The organism is Algoriphagus sediminis (assembly GCF_030403435.1).
GTDB lineage: Bacteria > Bacteroidota > Bacteroidia > Cytophagales > Cyclobacteriaceae > Algoriphagus > Algoriphagus sediminis.
On the sequence record NZ_JAUEPH010000001.1, the window covers coordinates 557,546 to 576,096 of the forward strand.

The following is an 18,551-nucleotide window of genomic DNA, read 5'->3' on the forward strand; positions in this document are numbered from 1 at the left end:
AATTTATGGCTGTACGTAAATATCTTCTCCTAAAGAGTAGCCCTTTTGCCACTGGAGTTTACCTTGTTTAGACTTTGATCCAAAATGACCTGGTAAGACGCTATTTACTACCAAACTTTCAGGCAACAGCTTTGCTGCCTGAAAAGTAGCCGAAGATAATTTACTACAGAAGAACGTGGTGTTTGAAGATGATTTGCCTCCCAACTTGGAAGCTTCCAAGCCTGCAGTATAATCCAGTACCATCCCCATGTCCACAGGATGAGAGAAACTTCTACCCGCCATCTGTTTCATAAAAGTGATAAAATCCTTTAACTGATCTGGGCCAATTCCACGCTTGCCATTTTCCCCATTAAGCTTCCTTACGATTAACTTGAATTCTGTTCTTCCGGCATCAGTATTTGTCTTTTTTACCCAATCAATGACCGAATCCAATGTAACTAAAACGCATCCATCCGCTTGAACTCCTTTGAGATAATCGGGACTGAATTGGTTAATGGCATCTGGTGGAATGGCATGCCAAAAATAATGTTGGATGTTTCCTTTTTCATCCGCTATCTCTACAACAATCCCAATATGGGTAAAGCCTTCAAGACCTTCCAATTTCTCCAATCTCCTAATGGCATCGCCAGTGGGATTGAAACCCATGAACATCATTACATCCCCGGTTTTTAAGGAGGATTTTAGGTTGCTATAATTTACCTGGTCGCTAATTCCTGAGTTGATCATAATATTTAAATTTTAAAAGTGTATTGTTTTGAATTCATTTAAATGCTTTTGCCAAATTCTTTTTATTCCAAAAAATCCCTGAACACATGCTCATTCGAATAAATATTCCAGGCACTTAGTTGATATAAAAGATTTACCTGGTCAGTGGTGAGACTAATTCCATGTAAAACTCCATTTTCAAAAAGCAATTTATAGTGTGGAAAATCTCGAAATCGTCCCTTCTCTCCTTTTGAAATTTCGTTTTTGAGATCATCACAAAGTTGGTTCTCCCAATCAGGTACGCGGTCATTGTACACCCATAGAATTTCCACCTTTTGACGATCCGGGATTCCCCACCAATCATTGGCAATTGTCATGAGCTTTGTCCTAGCCATGACTGTTTTACCCTCTTCTTTGGCTTTCGCCAACTTCTGATACACGGGATTAAAATCACGTTTATGGAAAACCTGATTATGGACTTGATTTCCCCAGGTAAATCCAAATAATGGATAAAAATCACTACTTACTTGCTTATTATTTGGAGGATTCTCGGCATCAAAACTACAGCCAGTAGCAAGCGGTGTGTCTGTATTTATAAAAACCACGATACGTTCTACTTTTCTCTGTAAAAGAGTAATAACTCCAAGGTTTTCCAAATTCCCTCCATCGGTGAAACGGTAAGGCTGAGGTTTACCGATTTTACCCAATTCAGGATATGGCCAATAATAATCTTCAGGGATGAACTTTGAAAGAGGAATTTTGTCCAATAAATCGCCCGCCAAACCAGAGAGCATAAAAGAACCTAGAGTAGCACCGTAAGCGGTACTACTCGTCCCAGTGGCATCCACGATCTCAAATGGCTTTTTCGACAAGATTACGCTAAGACTATCATTCATAGAAGTCTTTTTGGGATTAGATCCTCCAAAGGCAAACGATTCAATAAATCCTCCCCCTGATCCAAATTTCACATCCTTGTTCGAAATCAAATTCTTATCCTCAATCTCACGATAGCACGCGGACCCAACATACAATGGGGTATAATTGAAAACAGTTAAGTTTTCTTCCTTTTGAATGGGTAGGTCGGGAGCTGGTGCCTGTAAACTGGAATTGATAATTAAATAAGGTCGTTTTGCATCCTTAGGATTGGAGTGAACCATGATAAAGTCAGAGGCTTGAAGCTGGGGGTTCCTTGCTATGATAGCATCGCGAGTTTCATCATCCAGCGTAAAGAACTTGGGGTTCTTTGAATCATAGATTCCGTAGGGTTTAAGATAAGTATCACCTACGGCATCTATCCAGATATTATCTAACTTTTGCCATTCTTCAAAAGGGATAACTTCCTTACCTAACCTTAGAATAAGATTTTTTTCAAGACTATGACTCACCACCTTACCCATAAACCCTTCGGGCTGATCATTCAGATTATCCTTGCAAAGATTTGAGGGGCACACTTTATTTCCGAGGAGATCAGCATCACTTATGGAACCATCCTGATAATAGGTAAAAATAGTCGAGGCCCAGGATCCGCCAGAAACAGCCGAAATATAGCCTATGTCTTTCCAAAGGTTTAATTCATAAAACCCCTTCATTTGACCAATGGCACAATTCATTGCGCGTGTACCCCCACCACAAAAACATACACCGGTAGATGGAAGGTCTAATGAGTTTTCGGGAAAAACACCTGTCTCCTGAACATCTGTCCAAATTTTGGCCAGTACCTTTTTACTATCAGATTCTCCGGCTGAATCAAAAAATATATCACTCATAAAAATTTATGCTAAGCCCTCAATATATTGAATTAAAGGCAATTGCACAGGATCGAACCGTCTGAAAAATAATTACTTTACCGTTAGGCCAAAAAGGTCTATTGAAAAGCACTCTGAACTTGAATGGCTGCATGAATCAATTAATTTCGGTTCGGGCAACTTTTTCAATGAAAACCCTAAAAGCCAATCCTAACTTGTTAGACTTATCCGAAAAGGATTAATATTTCATCATGACTCAACAATTTTTGTTCCTTCGAACATCCTATGTTGATTTTAGCCTGACAAATTATATGACCTCCTTTTCTAATCAGATTTATTTGCTGGCGATCACGATTTATTGGGGTTTGGTATAGAAGAAACAAATTTACTTACCATGGTAATTATAGCCTTCTCCTGCTTCCAAGATTGGCTATTATGCTCTAGCCAAAATGGATAAGAGGTAGTCACTATGACCATATCCAGCTCATCTACAAGTACAATTAACTGACCACCATGTCCCCAAGCAAAATTTACATGGTAATCCTTGGTGTTTGCAGACCACCATTGGAAACCATATCCAATATCACGAAAATCCCCTATTCTGTTTACGAAGGCTTCGTTTACGGAATAAGTTTGAAGGGAGACATCAACCCAATCCTCAGGAATAAGCTGTTTCCCTTCTAGCAACCCATCATTTAGAAAAAGCTGTCCAAATTTAGCAGCATCTCTTGCAGAAAGATGAAGGTCACCACTGCCATTATTATGGCCCTCCGCGTCTGTACCCCAATCGCCTGACTCTATATCAAGAGGTCCAAAGAGTTTTTTTTCAGCATAGGCCTTGAGATTCATACCACAAGACCGATCCACAATAATCCCGAGCCAGTTCGATGAAAGATTACTATAATGAAACTTAGTACCCGGCTCACTGACAAGGGGGAAATCCTCAATTAGAGTTGTATAGTAACCCGACAGCAGCCCATCCCAATAGGCTTGATCGTCTTCTTCTCTAGGATATCCGGCTTGCATTTCTAACAGTTCCCGAATAGTGATTTCATATTTCCTTGGATCTGTAATCTTTTCCTTAATCTCAGGAAAAAAATCCACTAACTTCTGGTCAATACTCGACAAACAACCCTCTTGAATCGCAATCCCAACCAAGGCCGAAGTAAAACTCTTTGTGACCGATTGAAGTCTATCCTTCTGGTCCACCGATCCATCATTGAAATAGTCTTCTGCAATTAAAAAACCGTTCTTTATCACCAGCAAGCTGTAAAGGGTCTCCAATCCTGCAGCATTATAATATAACTCAGCAAGCAGCATGGAATCTAACCCCTGCTCAGAAGGGGTGGACACCTTCCAGTCTGCTCGTTTTAAAGGTGAATAGTCAATTGAAATTAGGTCTGATTTAGAAGGCCCGCAAGCACTGAATGTCGCTATGAATAATAGAACAGCTTTCAACTGGGCTACAGATATTTGAATATTTTTTAAATTCTCCATACCATTTTCAATTCAATGCATTCATACCTCATAATAAGCATTTAATAATCAATTAGAATCTGCAGATTCTCTTTTCTCAAGTAAAGCTTTCCAAATAATTTGCTTTTAAGGTTCACAAACCAAGGAGCCTTGGAGAAATACCCGCCTTTTCAATAGCATACTCATTCAGGTCATAGCATCCTGCCTAATTTGATTTGACTCAAGGACAAATACATAAGGAAAGAGAGGGTCTTCAAAAAGGTTCTTTCCCTTCCTTCTTATTTTTGATTATTTTAAAAGGCTTAGAAACAAAAGCGAGCTTCTGTCAAATGCTAACCTTTAATTTTTTTCAAATGAAATTTTTCATACCTGTCCTTTTATTGATTTTCCTGAGTTGTAATTCGAATACAGAAGAGAAGACTACAAAATTCACCTTACCCCCTGAATGGGAATCTCAAGAATATGTTTGGGTTGACTTTCCTGATGAAAGAAATTGGGGTCAAGGAATAGGTGAGCCGGACTATCCTGCAAGGATCGAGATCATAGAGAATCTGGTAAAATATGTCCCAGTTAATGTGATTTTAGATTCAGATTATACGCGAAATATTTTGGATAGCATGTTGACCGAAGCAAATATAGATTGGAGTAACCTCCGAGTTTATCAAAACCCCAAAGCAGCCGGGTCAGCCATCCGGGATTATGGCCCGATCCTACTAACCAATGGAGAAAAGTATCAAATGGCAGACTTTGGCTTTGATGGGTTTGGAGATGCGATTTTTGTAGACTCATCATATTATGCCAGAGCGGAAATCGACAACCAACTCGCTGATTCTCTCGGCTATCTGGTCAAACCGGTAGATCTCAATAGTGAAGGAGGTGGTTTTATTAGCTCTAGTAAGGTTTTAATCCTTTTTGAAGAATTTGCGAAAATCCGAAATCCTGATCTGAGCTTAGAACAAATTGAGGAGAAATATTTAGATGCTCTTGGACTGGAAAAACTTATCTGGATCAAAGAGCCCATGCTTCTGGATAAGAACTGGCATAAAATCGATAATATTTATGGACAGGGAGCAAATTATCACATGGATGCCTATTTAAGGTTTGTGAATGATAGCACAATTTTGATTCCTATTTTAGAACCTGAACTTAAGGATAAAAATGCATTACTTCGAGCTGAATATGAGGCTTCAATTAAGAATTTAGAGCAACTCAAATCAGAAACAAATGTAGATGGAAAGCCATTTAATATCGTTGAAATCCCATATCCGGATTTTTCCCTACACCAATACCAATTTCCGCTATTTGAAAATTTCCAGTCTGCTTTTTCGGAAAGTGAAATTGGTGACACTATTACCTATGTTCCCATCACCGGTTATTCAAATTTCCTGATTACGAACGGTGCTGTACTGGTTTCAGAATATTGGAAGGAGGGGCTGCCAGAGTCAGAAAAGGTAAAAGACGAAAAAATGAAAGAAATCCTCAAAACCTACTTCCCAGACCGGGAAATAATTGGGATCAAAAATGCTTTAATGCTCAATTGGTATGGAGGAGGAATCCATTGTCAAACCATGCAAATTCCAAAGCTCAATTAGACATTACACTTTGGATAAAGTATCGTCGGACTAATGCTGTTGGATCATTCGGTACTGGATGAATCCCCTGCCAAACATCCAGGAAAAGAGCGAAATTCAACTCAAAACCTCAATCAATTTTTCCTACCAGGAGTATAAGGAGCCCCTGACTCTGAAAGCTTTTCTTCATAGGCACTAACCCTATTGAAGAGCCCTTCAGTCTTTGTTAGGTATTCTGCAAAAGAGGACTGGGCTATATCAAAGCTTTTTCGATTGGTGGCCGTTGGAGATTGAGTTGTACCCCAGTTTTGGGACTGCCAAACCCGAGTCATAATAGAAGGAGAAGACGCTTCATTTTTAGCTCCCCGGGTTCCATCTCCCTGAAGTGCGATCTGTAAATCTCTAAGTTCATTTTCTATAGCTATTAGGTCTTCGAAAAGCGATGCATCAGCCGAGCTTAACTGCATTAAGGCTGCTTTCATATAAGGGATTTTACTGCTGACTTCACCCAGTTTTCTGCTCTCAATATTCACTTTGCGATAGAGCTCCATGAAATTCTTATTGAATTCAGCAGTTGCCGAAAAATCAGAATCTGTACTAATGGAAGGAACCGGCTTTACTGTAAAGCTTTGGGCCTCGCCCTGAGATTCCAGCTTTCCATTATTCAGCACAAACATCTCCACACTGTAAATTCCCGGAGCAACCAAGGGACCCTGAGGGTCGCCAGCCCATGGCGGTTGAAAATCAGGTGTACTTAGAGAAATTGCATTCGGAGCAGGAAGTCTTAAATCCCAGTTCACTCTATGAAGACCATTCGCTGTTTTACCTTCTAACCAACGAATGGCTTGACCACTTTCATTACGGACGAGAAGCCTGACTTCAGAGGGATCTTCTCTTGATTCTGATGAAAGCACATCCCATCCAGGAAAAGGAATGTCCTCTCCTCTTTCAGCCATATCATTTTCGGTCTCTTTTCTTTTCTGACCGGAAGTCTTAGGAAGCTCATGGACATAATAAGTGAACATTGCGCCAAAATCCGGATTAGGCGTCCTGAAAGCAGAAGAACCTTGAGATGGCATTCCCCCTGCCTGATAAGGAACCGATGGGATGTACCACCAGGTGTCTCTTACTGGAAACACCCTATTTTTTTGAAGTTTTTCTCCTATTCCTCTTAATGAAGAATAATCATCAAGCACAAAAACTCCTCGACCGAAGGATCCCCCTACCAAGTCGTCACTTTGATGAAGCTCTATATCTCTAAAGGCTATGGTTGGTGATCCAGAAAGTTTAATCCAGTTTTGACCCATATTTGGAGAAAAGTAAATACCGTATTCGGCACCGATAAAAAGAAGATTTTCATCGATTGGATCTTGTTTGATCGACCATACGATAGTCTCCTCAGGCAAATCACCTACTATGGAAGTCCAAGATTCTCCTTTGTTTGAACTCATAAAAAGATAGGGTTTGTAATCACCAAACTTATGGGCATCAGCAGAAGCAAATACCACATTGGCATTATGACTTGAAGCCTCCACATCATTAATGAAGGATCGATCCGGCACACCGGGAAGCTGCCCAGCCTTTTTCCAATTTGCTCCAGCATCCTCAGTAACATGAATCAACCCATCATCCGATCCGGTGTAGATTAAACCTTCCTGAATTGTAGATTCTGAAAGATTGGTAAGGGTGGCGTATAAGGACATGGCACCATTGTCATAAAGGGCATCCACACTTGGAACATTATCTATCATTTCAAGAGTGTACCGGTTAGTATTGCTGGTCAAATCCTCGCTAATTGCCGTCCAAGAATCTCCTCTATCCGTGCTTTTCCAAACTCGCTGAGAACCGAAATAAATAGTCTCAATATCATGTGGACTTACGATAATCGGACTATCCCAATTCCATCTTTCCGGAGGGTCATTTGGTTCAGGTCTTGGCTTGATGTCAATTAGCTCTTCAGTCCTTCTATCCAGACGATTTAGCTCTCCTCCTTGAATTTCCATGTATACAATATTCGGATCCTCTGGATCAAAAGCCACATCATATCCATCCGCGCCAAGTGGTACATACCAATGGTGGTTTTCTATACCTTCCGTAGTGGTGGTCCTTGATGGGCCAATCAATGTCCCTAAATCCTGTGCACCTGCCACCACATTGTAATAAGGCTCAGCATTATCCAAGGCAATTTTATAAAATTGAGAAATGGGAAGATTTGAAAAATGTCTCCATTTCACTCCTTCATCAAAACTTTCATAAAGTCCCCCATCAGACCCTGCAATGAGATGCTTCCCGTTATCCGGATCGATCCAAAGGGCGTGGTTATCACTGTGCTTTTCTCTTCCTGTAACCAAATAGTCGAAATTATCTCCACCGTCTCGTGTGACATTAAGGAATACATCCATTTGATATACCAAATCAGGATCAGTGGGGGATGCTTCTATTTCCTGATAATAGTGTGGACCCGTCCCTCCCGAGATATAATTATTTTTTTTGCTCCAGCTTTCTCCTTTGTCGCTAGATTTATAAAAACCTCTGCCTGAACCACTCGCTTCAATCGTAGCATACACTAAATCAGGGTCAGCCTCCGTTACTGCCAATCCGATCTTCCCTACCTCTCCTGAAGGTAAGCCTGAATTAAGCTTTCTCCAGCTTTCACCATTGTCCATGGACTTATAAATTCCTGAATTTTGGCCTCCGGCCAAAAGCGACCAGATTTTCCTCCTTCTCTCATAAGCAGCAGCATAAATCACATCTGGATTTGAAGGGTCAAATTCAATATCCGTTATACCAGTGTTTTCATCAATAGAAAGGATCTGGCTCCAGCTTTCGCCTCCATCTTCTGACTTATATAATCCTCGTTCTCCTCCAGTTGACCAAAGTGGACCCTCTGCGGCCACAAAAATCACATCTGAGTTTCTCGGATCAATCAAAATTTTACCAATATGATCTGAGCCTTTTAAGCCCATGTTTTGCCAGGAGGCTCCCCCATCCAGACTTTTATATACTCCATCTCCCCAGCCTACATGGCGTCCACTCACATTTTCTCCTGTTCCTACCCAGACTATATTCGGGTTGTTCGGGTCCAAAGTAACTGTACCGATTGAATAGGAAGGCTGTTCATCAAAAATCGGCTCCCAGGTTATTCCGGCATTAATGGTTTTCCAAACTCCACCTGAACCCACAGCTATGTACCATTCACTTTTATTCTTAGGATTTACAGCAATGTCTGCAATTCGTCCTCCCATAGTGGCAGGTCCGATTTCTCTTAGCTTGAGTCCATTTGCTGCTTGTTTAATGGCTTCTATATCGCTTTGGCCGAAGGCCTGAAAAGAAAAGAAAAGGACTAAAATTAGAAGTGATTTGAAAAAACGCATAGTCATGATGATGGTCGAATTCATAATGTAGGAAAATGTGGATTCATTTTAAAGAGCCCAATGAACCTCGATGCTTTTCCTTACATAAATACCTACCTTAAACAACAAAAGAAAAGAAAATGGGAGCGATCAAAGCCTTGGATTTTGTGGTAAAAAGAGATGACCTGCAGCAAAGCAAAACTCTGGAAAAAAACTATCCGGATCAGCTTGATGACAACAAGGTTCTTTTCAAAATTGATCTCTTTTCATTTACGTCCAATAATATCACCTATGCTGTAAGTGGAGATCGATTGGGCTATTGGAAGTTTTTTCCCACGAAGGATGGCTACGGAATAATTCCGGCCTGGGGATTCGCAGAGGTGATCCGATCCACTCATCCAGAGGTCAGTATTGGCCAGAGGTTTTATGGTTATTTCCCTATGAGCTCTCATTTGTTGGTTTCTCCGGCAAAGGTGGGTGTAAATGGATTTATGGACGGCATGCCTCATCGAAAGGAGCTGCCTTCTGTATATAATTATTACTCGAATATCGAGGCTGATTCCACAATCACACCAAAAACTGAAAAGCTTTTTTCTATTTTCCGCCCTTTATTTGTTACCTCTTTTTTGATTGATGATTTTCTGACGGAGCAGGATTTTTTCCAAACCACTAAAATTATTCTCACTTCTGCCTCCAGCAAAACTGCCCAGGCACTGGCCTGTCTTCTTAACGATCGGAAAAAGAAAGAAGGGCTCAATCTGAAAATTATCGGACTTACTTCCAAAGCTAATTCAGGCTTCGTATCAGGATTGGGTTGGTATGATCAAACGATCTGCTATGATGAAATCGATCAACTCAACTCCAATCATAAACATATAGTGGTGGACTTCACAGGAAATCACGAGACCCAGTTCCGGTTACAAAGTGTTCTGGGAGAACACCTTGTCTATAATTGCCTGGTTGGGTTAGTCGACTGGAAAAACATGAAAGGGAAGCATAAATTACCCAAAAAAGGCGAATTCTTCTTTGCTCCAGCCCATGCAGAGAAGCGTCAAAAGGAATGGGGAATGGCGAAGCTAAGTCAGAATTTAGGGATGGCCTGGAAACTTTTTGAAGATGCTGTCATATCAACCCTCGAAATTAAAGACTACAAGGGAGCTCAAAACCTAAAACAGGTGTATTCCGATATGCTCAACGGGAAAATTGATCCGAAGCAGGGGAATATTTTGAGCTTATCCTAAGTCTATGAAACTAAACCAACATGAAAAGAATTTTTATTTGTGCCATCCTGGCCACAATTATCCTTTGCTCCTGCAAGAAATCTCCAGAACAAACTTTATCAGACGCCAAAGGAAAAATTGAAAGTAAAGAGAGCCTGAATTTTAAACAGATTCAGTCTTTCAAAGATCCTTTGGGAAATATGATTAGCCGAACGCATTCATTTTCCTTTTCCAAAAATCCCAAAAGCTCCATCGGGTATGACTTTATCAAAGATTCGGATTTTGGAACCACGGTGTATCTAGAAGGTCAATACTGGGAAATTAACCCCGAGGAAGAGACCGTCAGGATTTTTTCTAAAAAGGATCTCCCTCAGCAAGACCAATACATTGAACAGGTTTTGTGGGTTTTTCCTGTCACTTTTTTTAAGCATGAGGATTGGAAGTATGTGGGCGATACTTTGGTCCAAGATACTGCGCTGGCAGATTTCTTCAGGATAGAAAATGATAAAGTGGTAGAGGGTAACACGATTTACACCGAACAACATATTTTCATTAATCCCGAAACTAGCCTCGTGCAAAGCTATGAAAGGAGAAACTACTTTAATGGGGAGCTAAGTCAAACGATTTGGTATCGATTTGAAGATTATAACTTAAGAGAACAAAAGGGTCTACTGAGCTATACCTTACCCGAAAATTATAAGACCGCATTTTTCGGTCAAAGCAAATCTCAGCTTCTTAAAGTAGGACAAAAGGCCCCTTTATTTTCCGGGGTGGATTTAAATAATGAAACCTGGAATCTTAAGGATTACCGCGGAAAAAAGGTCCTCTTGGATTTCTCTGTCATTAATTGTGGGTATTGCCTCGAATCGTTGAAGTATTTCAACAAGGAGGATTTTAAACTTGCATCAAATATAGAAGCTGTTTATATCAATCAGGAAGATGGGAGAAATGAAGTAGCTCAGTTTAAAAAGAAAGTTGGTATCCCGTTTCCAGCCATTGCAGATGCTCAAGAAATAGCTCGAAAATACGGAGTGAACAGCTGGCCACTTTTCTATTTAATTGATGAAGAGGGAGTAATTGAAGATGTGATTTTAGGCTTTGATAAAGAAAAGATTCAGGCACTAGAGGCCGATTAAAAAATAGCAAAACAGCAAAAGTCCAAAGACTACTCAATGGTAAACTGGAGTATTTGCTCCTTACCTTAAATTGTTTTTTCAAACACAAAGTATCAGGTTGAGTTTCTACTTAAAGTGCTACGCGGCTCCATGATCAAAACTGAGAACTTTGAGAAAATTGAAGTTACCACTCGGGAAGAATTACGCTCATGGTTAGTGAAAAACCATGATAGAAACGAAAGCTTTTGGCTCGTTACCTATAAAAAATCTATTCCTGAAAAATACGTATCCAGATGGGATGTTTTGGATGAATTGATTTGCTTCGGTTGGATAGATGGTATCCGTAGAAAAGCAGATGATGAGAAAACCATGCAACTCATTTCACCTAGAAAAGTGGAACATTGGGCGAAAAGCTACAAGGAGCGTGCTGCCAAATTAATCGAAGAAGGCAAGATGCATGAGTCAGGCTTGAAATCAATAGAATCGTCCAAATTAAGCGGTATTTGGGATTTCATGGATGAGGTTGATAAACTAATCGTCCCAAATGATCTTTTGGAAGAACTCCAAAAACACCTAGGTGCTGAAGAGTTTTTTCATTCTATTAACCCCTCTAGCAAAAGATTTGTCCTTCGCTGGGTAAAGTTGGCTAAAACAGAAAAAACAAGACAAAATAGAATCAGGAAATTGGCAGATTTATCGGCACAGGGAAGAAAGTTGCCCGGTAGTTAAGCAGAGGAATTTACCAGTATGGCTGGACTCTTTATCTGATCTTTTTCACCCAAATATCCTTTACCCAGACCTTCGTGGTTGCTTCGATTTCGAGACCAAACAAACCCGACCAGTTATTAGATGATTCCGGATCATCATCGATCATGATGGCCATTACGTGTTCATTTATTATATGTATGCAGACCGGTCCTCTTGCGATCACGGTATAGTCATTCCAGTCATTGATATTTACATATTTCATCAGGTCTTCAGCATCACCCACATAACCCAGCATCTTTTGGGTTTCCTCACCATACCCCTCCACTACCTGTCCTCTCCAAGCCAGTATCCTCATAGGTGTGTTTTCGGAATAAAACTGCCCAGTCCAGGGAAGACTTGGCCAAAAATCAGCCTGTGGTCCGGTCATCATCCAATCGAGATTTACCGGACCAACATTAGCTGTAACCTCAGGTCTAATCGGAGCCAACCATGGAAATCCTGTCTTACTTCGGTACTGGAAGCCGGTACCCCCTGGTTCCTGCACTTTAATCCTGAACTTTAGGGTAAAATCTTTTGCTTCCAAGTCCCTATAAACCAAGTAATTATTTCCGCTGGGATTTTCGGGTGTAGACTCACCCGCAATCGCACCATCCTCTACGGTCCAGAATTTTGGATTTCCATCCCAACCTTCGAGAGACTTCCCATCAAAAAGTGAGACATAACCATCATGGTCATCAAAATCTATAGAATCGGGGACGGAAAAGAATTGTGTCCAATCGCGGTCTGCACCCCTTTGACCATATACCACAGAAATAGATAGCCAGACCAAAATGGAAAATGTTAGAATTGATTTAAAAAAGAGTTGCATAATTAGAGAGTTTGGTTGAAATAAAAATAGGGCATTGTCCTTTGGAATGAAAGGTGAAGCGAATAATCACCTGACCGGATAAAGACCTATAAAAATCAGGGAGGATAACAAAATCCCTAGCCAAAGGAATTTATTCATTAACAATGGTGGAAGGAAAAAATAACCGATAAAAGGGCTCAATAATATTTTTAAACCTTTCAATGGTACCCGGATGAATTTGCCTTGAAAAAAGGTTAAGAAATAAAAAAAGCACCCCTTTGGAGTGCTTTGTAAAATTCAATTTCTTTAAAGGACCAGGGTCACTCCGACACCGCCATTGACCGCGGAACCACCTCCAAACTCGGCATTGATCCCCCACTTCTCACTCCAAAACCAACGTCCACCAATCTGTGCACCCCAGTTCGCACCACTATCACCACCTGCTCTGAATCCTACGTTAGCACCGGCATAAACATCCCAATCAGAGCTTAAACCAAATAAATCATCAAAATAGAAATTACCTTTTGCAGCAAGGACTAATCCATCAAAATCCCAATCAGTGTAGGCGGCAGGTCCAACAGTGATCGCACTTCCTACTGGGAATTCAAGGCCCGCATAAAGTCCAGTACCTATTCCACCTAGGTTAAGATACTTCCTGGCCTGAGCATTCGCGCTGAACGACACAAGGCAAATTACAGCTGCTAATAATAGAACTTTTTTCATAATCTAAGATTTAAGTTTGATCAATTAAGATGAATATAAATATTAAGATAATAATAAAAATAACATAAATTATTCAAATGGCTGAAATCAACAGCGATGGTAAAAATCATACATAAATGGGATGAGAGAAACTCAATTGCACTTCAAAAAAGCCTTTTCATGATAAGTGGGTGATGCATTATTAAAAGAGTATTTTAGGGGGGAATATTCCCGTACTCATTTTTCAGGGTCAGTCCTGCAGCAGTAGAAACTCCTCCTCCTGACTCCTGTAATATGCCATAGCTCATCTTTAAAGTTGAGGACTAGCTACAACAGAAAGTTGTACCTAAGTGAAATTAGCCCTATTTTATAAGAGAGGTATAGGCCTGTTAATTATAATAAGTCTGAATTTGGTCTCGAATAGAAAGTTTTTTTGACCAAAAAAATGAAAGACTTCCATTTTCAAAGTCAAAATGGTCAAACAGACAGAGCTTCAATCTAAAGTCAGGAAAATTTTTAACTACTAAAAAATCAAAGAAATCATGTCAAAGAAACAGTTTGGGAATATCGGAAAATTCAGTAAAAAGAATCTGAACATAAAACCTATCAACATTCAGGTGACCCCATCAAATCGAATCTCCAACACCCAATTAAAAAAGCTCGATGCGAATGGTATTGCAAGCATACCGGGAATTGCTACTAGACGGAATGAATTAATAAGGTTGCCAATAAATGAATCCTGGGAAATAACCCCGAAGAAATTAATAGACAAGGATATGGTGGTTTCTGAATTTTACGGAAGATTCACCCAAACAAGCATAGACGTTCTCCCGGAACCAGTTTTTTATAGAAGATTAAACGCCGGGGTGGACGGGTTCCTACCAGAATTAAGATATCTAGTTTTAAGTTTTAGACCTGAAAAAGGAAAGAGATATCGTGTGAGAATAAAATTGAAACCGGGGGATTACAGGAACAAAGAAGTTATGACCAGTGTAACCGGCAGGTACAATGATAAGTGGATCATTAACGACCAATTCAATGAAGTGTTGTTTGACTTTATTGCATCGACCAACCAAATCAAAATAAGCCCTCTGCTTTCCGGATCACGACAGTATCATGATGCCTGGGTAGCGTTACCCATCAAACAGATTAATGTAGATAAGGTGGAGGATTAGTCCTAATCCTACAAAAATTCATGAATTCCAAGGATAGCAAATGGGGCGAGCACTCTATTTGTCGCCTGTTCACATCGATACCATTGAATAACTTAAGAGAAGCTTCCAGTCCATGATATTTTCTTTTGATCCTGTACTTAAAACGAGCGAATTATGTCATGGGAACTATACGTAATTCGGATGAAAATGCTAATAAAAAAGTAGGTACATTAAATTTTAAACTAATAGCTAAACTGAAAGTCAAGTGTCTTGAAATCCCGCATTACACATAGCCCAAACCGCTAAAGTTTCTTCAACATCACCTCCCGAAACTCAACTCTCATCGGTGGTCCACGGTGAACCTGAAAGCCTAGCAATCCTTCCAGACTTTGATTTTTTTCATCTAAATCAATCACTTCGCTCATCAAGATTCCATTTACATAATGTTGTAAAATATTCCCTTTGATAACTAGGTGAATTTCATTCCAGTCCTGCTTTTTGATTTTAGAGCCTAATTCCGCCCGGTCACCCAGCTCAGATTCTACTTTAAGGCCTTTCCAGGCATTTCGCTCTACATAATCACGAAGTGTAGCTACATCATCCGGTTGTGAAGAAATACTCGTTTTCTGTCCTCGATAGGCCAGCGTAGTTCTTTTCCTTTCTTCATAATTTTGTCCGGTATAGGTATTATTCCCATCAATATCTGCCTGATAACCTCTAAGCCCAAAAGGAACACCTTCCACCCAGTCACTGCGGTATTGAATTCCGGAATTTCCTCTTTCTGAAATGCGAAATTCTGCCTTCAACTCGAAGTCCGCAACCGGTTCATTATAGATTAAAAATGTATTTGCTTCCAGAGTCTGCCCCTCTGCCATTTCCCCAACGATCATTCCGTCCTCAACGGACCAAAATTCAGGATCACCTTCCCATCCATTCAGAGTCTTTCCATCAAAAATAGGCTCAAAATCCGCAACGAACATGGGGTCAGTCATGGCAATTCGTGGGTTTTCGGATACTTCTTTCGAATCAAACATCCCTGAAAAACCCAGAAATGAAACAAGAATTACTGCTCCAAGCAGCTCAATAATCAACCACTTTGTCATTAAAATTTTCATTCGTTCATGCTTAAAGTTCCGTCCTTAAATACTTCATGATCGGGATTCCCACTAGAAATCAAGTAGGCCATCAGGTCTTTGAGTTCTTCCTCATTTAGCGAGTTAATCATACCAGGGAGCATGGTGGAGACTTCCGAGATCTTCTTGCTAATTACATTGGCTTTGGCCACCGTACGAATTTGATCAGGAGCAAATGGATTCTGAGAAACATAATAGTTCTCCTCGTTTTCATCCGTTAATCGACCCACAACTGATGAGCCGTCTTTCAATTCGAGGATAGTGGCGGCGTACTGCTCGGAAATTGTCTCACTAGGCTCTATGGTCGCCGTCAAAATATCTTTTGGAGTAAATCTGGTTCCAAGCTGGGTTAGATCAGGTCCGATGATCCCACCTTCACCTTGCATGGTATGGCAGGATTGACAAAGCGTGGCTGCATACATGGCTTTTCCTCTCACAAAATCCCTTCCGGATAGGTCGGAGACTAGAGGCAAGGCCTCCTCTACGGTCCATCTGCGGCCTGGTCCCTCTGGATGAATATCGCTGGCCACTAGATCGTTTCCATTGCTCGTCAATAAAGCAGCACCTGAGAGTTCATTATACTTATCAAATTCGGAGGCAGGCACTTCTTCCAAAGCCATTTTTCGGGCTCGATCAATAAAGCCCACATAGCTCCTTCCACCCTTGTACTTGAAAGCATCTTGGATCCATGTGAAATACTCTTCCCTAGCTTCATCTGACCATCCAGCTTTGGCTCCACCCAAAACAGTCGCCAAATACGTTTGCTGTGCAGGTGGGACATTAGCCAGCATATTTGCTATGTCCATGCCATACTGCGGATTCCTCATGATCAGATCTGATGAAGAAGTAAACGTCTTCTGATAGTCCGGATCATCTTTTGCATTGGCCAGTAGTGCCAAAGTTTTTTCTACTGCATCATCTGCTTCCAGATAAACCAGAAGTTTCGCCAATTCTCTGTCAAGGTTGTTTTCATTTGCCGGAAAATTACCATCCAAATAGGCAACTAGCTTAGATTTTACTGCGGCCGAGGGGTTTCCTTGTCTTGCCAAAACCAGTTCCACAGCTCTCAGAAAATCTTGTTTTGGCCCTTCGGCCAAAGCTGAATAGTCAATCTCCATAAGAGAGTTTAAAAGCAAATCAGAAACTCCTTTGGGACTATGTCTTGCCAAAGCAATAATGGCTTGCGTCTTTTTAACCGGGTTCTGTTCGCTCACTGCTTTGGCCTTCCAGCTGGCAAATGGCTGATGTTCCAGAGCCACTCGTGCCGCAAACTGCACAAATCGATCTTCATGATCCAAATTTTCCCAGGCGAGGTCCAATCCTTCTGGCCCAGCCTCGCTGGAATGATACTCTTCAATTTGTCTTCTCAACTTGTTTGCCGCCGGCAAATCTTCCGCTGTCAAGGTATTCTGAGAAGGAGAAGCCTCCCCTTCATAATAGACACGGTACAAATCCGACTCAAGTCTTCTTCCTCCCGTCATAAAATACATAGCCCCATCCGGACCGATGATTCCATCGGTAAGTGGAAGGGCTGTACCAGAAATAAATTCCTCAGCAGTAGCTTCATAAGTCGCTCCATTAGGCTGAAGATCTACGGCGTAAATGATCCCAAAACTCCAGTCAAAAGCATACAAAGCTTTTTGATATTTCTCGGGGAAATTGGCTCCGGTTCCAAACATGACATTGGTTGGAGAGCCTTGTCCAATATTTAAAACTGCGGGAAGGTTATCTGGATAAAGAGGTGACCATTTGGAATTACCAGTCCGCCAGCCATATTCCGATCCACTAGTCACATGACAGATTCTGGTGGGACGATACCATGGCATTCCAAAATCCCACTCCATATCCGAGTCATACGTAAAAAGGTCTCCAGCTTCATTAAAAGCAATATCAAAAGGATTACGATACCCAACCGAAATCAATTCAAATTCCTTTCCTTCGGGGTCAAATTTAGCCACCCAACCTCCGGGGGCTTCCCTCTCGTTTGCATGACCTCTGGGGTCCTTGATGAGTGGAAAAAGATTATCCTCCTCCCAAACAGGCGGAACCCTATATTTCTCAAATTCCGGAACATCCACATGATTTCCTGCAACCATATAGAGCGACTGTCCATCAGGTGAAAGCTTGATGCTATGAGGCCCATGTTCTCCTGGTCGACCTGAAAAAAGCTTAATCGTAGTGACAGTCTCGTATTGATCATCACCATCCAGATCTTGAATTCTGTAAAGACCAGTGCTCTCTTTAAATGTCTCATTACCATTATGATTAACCATCACATAAAGGCTATTGAAGGCGTAAAGCAATCCTTGAGCATATCCCATTCCCACTTCAGGAGCTTGTACATTTCCTACGATAAGTCTTTCGATTTTTGGCTCCAATGATTCAGATCCTATCTCGGGAATCTCGAGACGGTATAAAAACCCATATTGATCGGCAGTAATCAAACGGTTTTTATCATCAAAAGTCATGGCTACCCATGAGCCTTGGTCCATATCCCCAGGGCTATAGATGTGTTCTGCCCTGAAACCGTCAGGCAATTTCAGCTTCGCAACCTTTGGGTCTTCCGTAACCTCGGTGGATTCGTTTGGTTCACAGGAAAAAAGACCGAGCATCAAAATCAGGAAAGCTGGGATAAACAGTTTGGTTGATTTCATATTCAGGGTAATTTGGGTTTGTTTTAAATACTTAATCTAAAAAAATTTGAATCAGAAGAATATACCGTCCAAATAATTTTAATGCATAATAAAATTCTATTCTTATCACAGGAACCAGATTTTTTTGAATTGAGAATAAATAAACCCGATATTCCAAGTCAATACCCC

13 protein-coding genes are annotated in these 18,551 nt (G+C 40.8%); 5 read left to right on the forward strand and 8 right to left on the reverse strand.

From position 1 onward, the window contains the following. Positions 1-3 precede the first annotated feature (3 nt). The 3 genes from QVH07_RS02390 to QVH07_RS02400 form a co-directional block, all read right to left on the reverse strand. The gene (locus QVH07_RS02390) at positions 4-726 is read right to left on the reverse strand and encodes a hypothetical protein (protein ID WP_289998531.1); all 723 of its coding nucleotides are present in this window, start codon (positions 724-726) and stop codon (positions 4-6) included. A gap of 62 nt (positions 727-788) precedes the next feature. Next, the gene (locus tag QVH07_RS02395) at positions 789-2,471 is read right to left on the reverse strand and encodes a hypothetical protein (RefSeq protein WP_289998532.1); all 1,683 of its coding nucleotides are present in this window, start codon (positions 2,469-2,471) and stop codon (positions 789-791) included. Between the two features lie 327 nt (positions 2,472-2,798). Then, positions 2,799-3,947: a serine hydrolase domain-containing protein gene (locus QVH07_RS02400; RefSeq protein WP_289998533.1), complete on the reverse strand. Its 1,149-nt coding sequence runs from the start codon at positions 3,945-3,947 to the stop codon at positions 2,799-2,801. A gap of 332 nt (positions 3,948-4,279) precedes the next feature. Between QVH07_RS02400 and QVH07_RS02405 the strand changes: the two genes are divergently transcribed. Beyond that, the gene (locus tag QVH07_RS02405; protein ID WP_289998534.1) at positions 4,280-5,518 is read left to right on the forward strand and encodes an agmatine deiminase family protein; all 1,239 of its coding nucleotides are present in this window, start codon (positions 4,280-4,282) and stop codon (positions 5,516-5,518) included. Between the two features lie 113 nt (positions 5,519-5,631). On the opposite strand, the gene QVH07_RS02410 is transcribed toward QVH07_RS02405, so the two are convergent. After that, positions 5,632-8,895, reverse strand: a complete 3,264-nt coding sequence (locus QVH07_RS02410) for a VPS10 domain-containing protein (protein ID WP_289998535.1) — start codon at positions 8,893-8,895, stop codon at positions 5,632-5,634. Between the two features lie 95 nt (positions 8,896-8,990). Between QVH07_RS02410 and QVH07_RS02415 the strand changes: the two genes are divergently transcribed. The 3 genes from QVH07_RS02415 to QVH07_RS02425 all read left to right on the forward strand — a co-directional run bounded on the left by QVH07_RS02415 (position 8,991) and on the right by QVH07_RS02425 (position 11,914). Next, positions 8,991-10,091: a DUF2855 family protein gene (locus tag QVH07_RS02415; protein WP_289998536.1), complete on the forward strand. Its 1,101-nt coding sequence runs from the start codon at positions 8,991-8,993 to the stop codon at positions 10,089-10,091. Positions 10,092-10,111: 20 nt separating this feature from the next. After that, positions 10,112-11,206: a TlpA family protein disulfide reductase gene (locus QVH07_RS02420; RefSeq protein WP_289998537.1), complete on the forward strand. Its 1,095-nt coding sequence runs from the start codon at positions 10,112-10,114 to the stop codon at positions 11,204-11,206. A 129-nt stretch (positions 11,207-11,335) separates the two neighbouring features. Beyond that, entirely contained in the window at positions 11,336-11,914 is a 579-nt protein-coding gene (locus QVH07_RS02425) for a YdeI/OmpD-associated family protein (RefSeq protein ID WP_289998538.1), read from the forward strand. 31 nt (positions 11,915-11,945) lie between these two features. On the opposite strand, the gene QVH07_RS02430 is transcribed toward QVH07_RS02425, so the two are convergent. Then, positions 11,946-12,761 carry a 3-keto-disaccharide hydrolase gene (locus QVH07_RS02430; RefSeq protein ID WP_289998539.1) on the reverse strand — a complete coding sequence of 272 codons (816 nt, stop codon included), beginning with the start codon at positions 12,759-12,761 and terminating at the stop codon, positions 11,946-11,948. A gap of 285 nt (positions 12,762-13,046) precedes the next feature. Then, positions 13,047-13,463, reverse strand: a complete 417-nt coding sequence (locus QVH07_RS02435) for a hypothetical protein (protein WP_289998540.1) — start codon at positions 13,461-13,463, stop codon at positions 13,047-13,049. 521 nt (positions 13,464-13,984) lie between these two features. Here QVH07_RS02435 and QVH07_RS02440 point away from each other — a divergent pair. Continuing rightward, positions 13,985-14,617, forward strand: a complete 633-nt coding sequence (locus tag QVH07_RS02440) for a hypothetical protein (protein ID WP_289998541.1) — start codon at positions 13,985-13,987, stop codon at positions 14,615-14,617. 281 nt (positions 14,618-14,898) lie between these two features. On the opposite strand, the gene QVH07_RS02445 is transcribed toward QVH07_RS02440, so the two are convergent. Beyond that, positions 14,899-15,588, reverse strand: a complete 690-nt coding sequence (locus QVH07_RS02445) for a 3-keto-disaccharide hydrolase (protein ID WP_289998705.1) — start codon at positions 15,586-15,588, stop codon at positions 14,899-14,901. A gap of 119 nt (positions 15,589-15,707) precedes the next feature. Further along, on the reverse strand, positions 15,708-18,383 hold the full coding sequence (locus tag QVH07_RS02450) for a c-type cytochrome (protein WP_435367051.1): 2,676 nt from the start codon (positions 18,381-18,383) through the stop codon (positions 15,708-15,710). Between the last annotated feature and the right edge of the window lie 168 nt (positions 18,384-18,551).

Bases quoted from the DNA above. Each gene is read 5' to 3' on its own strand.
- QVH07_RS02390 (WP_289998531.1), bottom strand. From the start codon at position 726: ATGATCAACTCAGGAATTAGCGACCAGGTAAATTATAGCAACCTAAAA.
- QVH07_RS02395 (WP_289998532.1), bottom strand. From the start codon at position 2,471: ATGAGTGATATATTTTTTGATTCAGCCGGAGAATCTGATAGTAAAAAG.
- QVH07_RS02400 (WP_289998533.1), bottom strand. From the start codon at position 3,947: ATGGAGAATTTAAAAAATATTCAAATATCTGTAGCCCAGTTGAAAGCT.
- QVH07_RS02405 (WP_289998534.1), top strand. From the start codon at position 4,280: ATGAAATTTTTCATACCTGTCCTTTTATTGATTTTCCTGAGTTGTAAT.
- QVH07_RS02410 (WP_289998535.1), bottom strand. From the start codon at position 8,895: ATGAATTCGACCATCATCATGACTATGCGTTTTTTCAAATCACTTCTA.
- QVH07_RS02415 (WP_289998536.1), top strand. From the start codon at position 8,991: ATGGGAGCGATCAAAGCCTTGGATTTTGTGGTAAAAAGAGATGACCTG.
- QVH07_RS02420 (WP_289998537.1), top strand. From the start codon at position 10,112: ATGAAAAGAATTTTTATTTGTGCCATCCTGGCCACAATTATCCTTTGC.
- QVH07_RS02425 (WP_289998538.1), top strand. From the start codon at position 11,336: ATGATCAAAACTGAGAACTTTGAGAAAATTGAAGTTACCACTCGGGAA.
- QVH07_RS02430 (WP_289998539.1), bottom strand. From the start codon at position 12,761: ATGCAACTCTTTTTTAAATCAATTCTAACATTTTCCATTTTGGTCTGG.
- QVH07_RS02435 (WP_289998540.1), bottom strand. From the start codon at position 13,463: ATGAAAAAAGTTCTATTATTAGCAGCTGTAATTTGCCTTGTGTCGTTC.
- QVH07_RS02440 (WP_289998541.1), top strand. From the start codon at position 13,985: ATGTCAAAGAAACAGTTTGGGAATATCGGAAAATTCAGTAAAAAGAAT.
- QVH07_RS02445 (WP_289998705.1), bottom strand. From the start codon at position 15,588: ATGACTGACCCCATGTTCGTTGCGGATTTTGAGCCTATTTTTGATGGA.
- QVH07_RS02450 (WP_435367051.1), bottom strand. From the start codon at position 18,383: ATGAAATCAACCAAACTGTTTATCCCAGCTTTCCTGATTTTGATGCTC.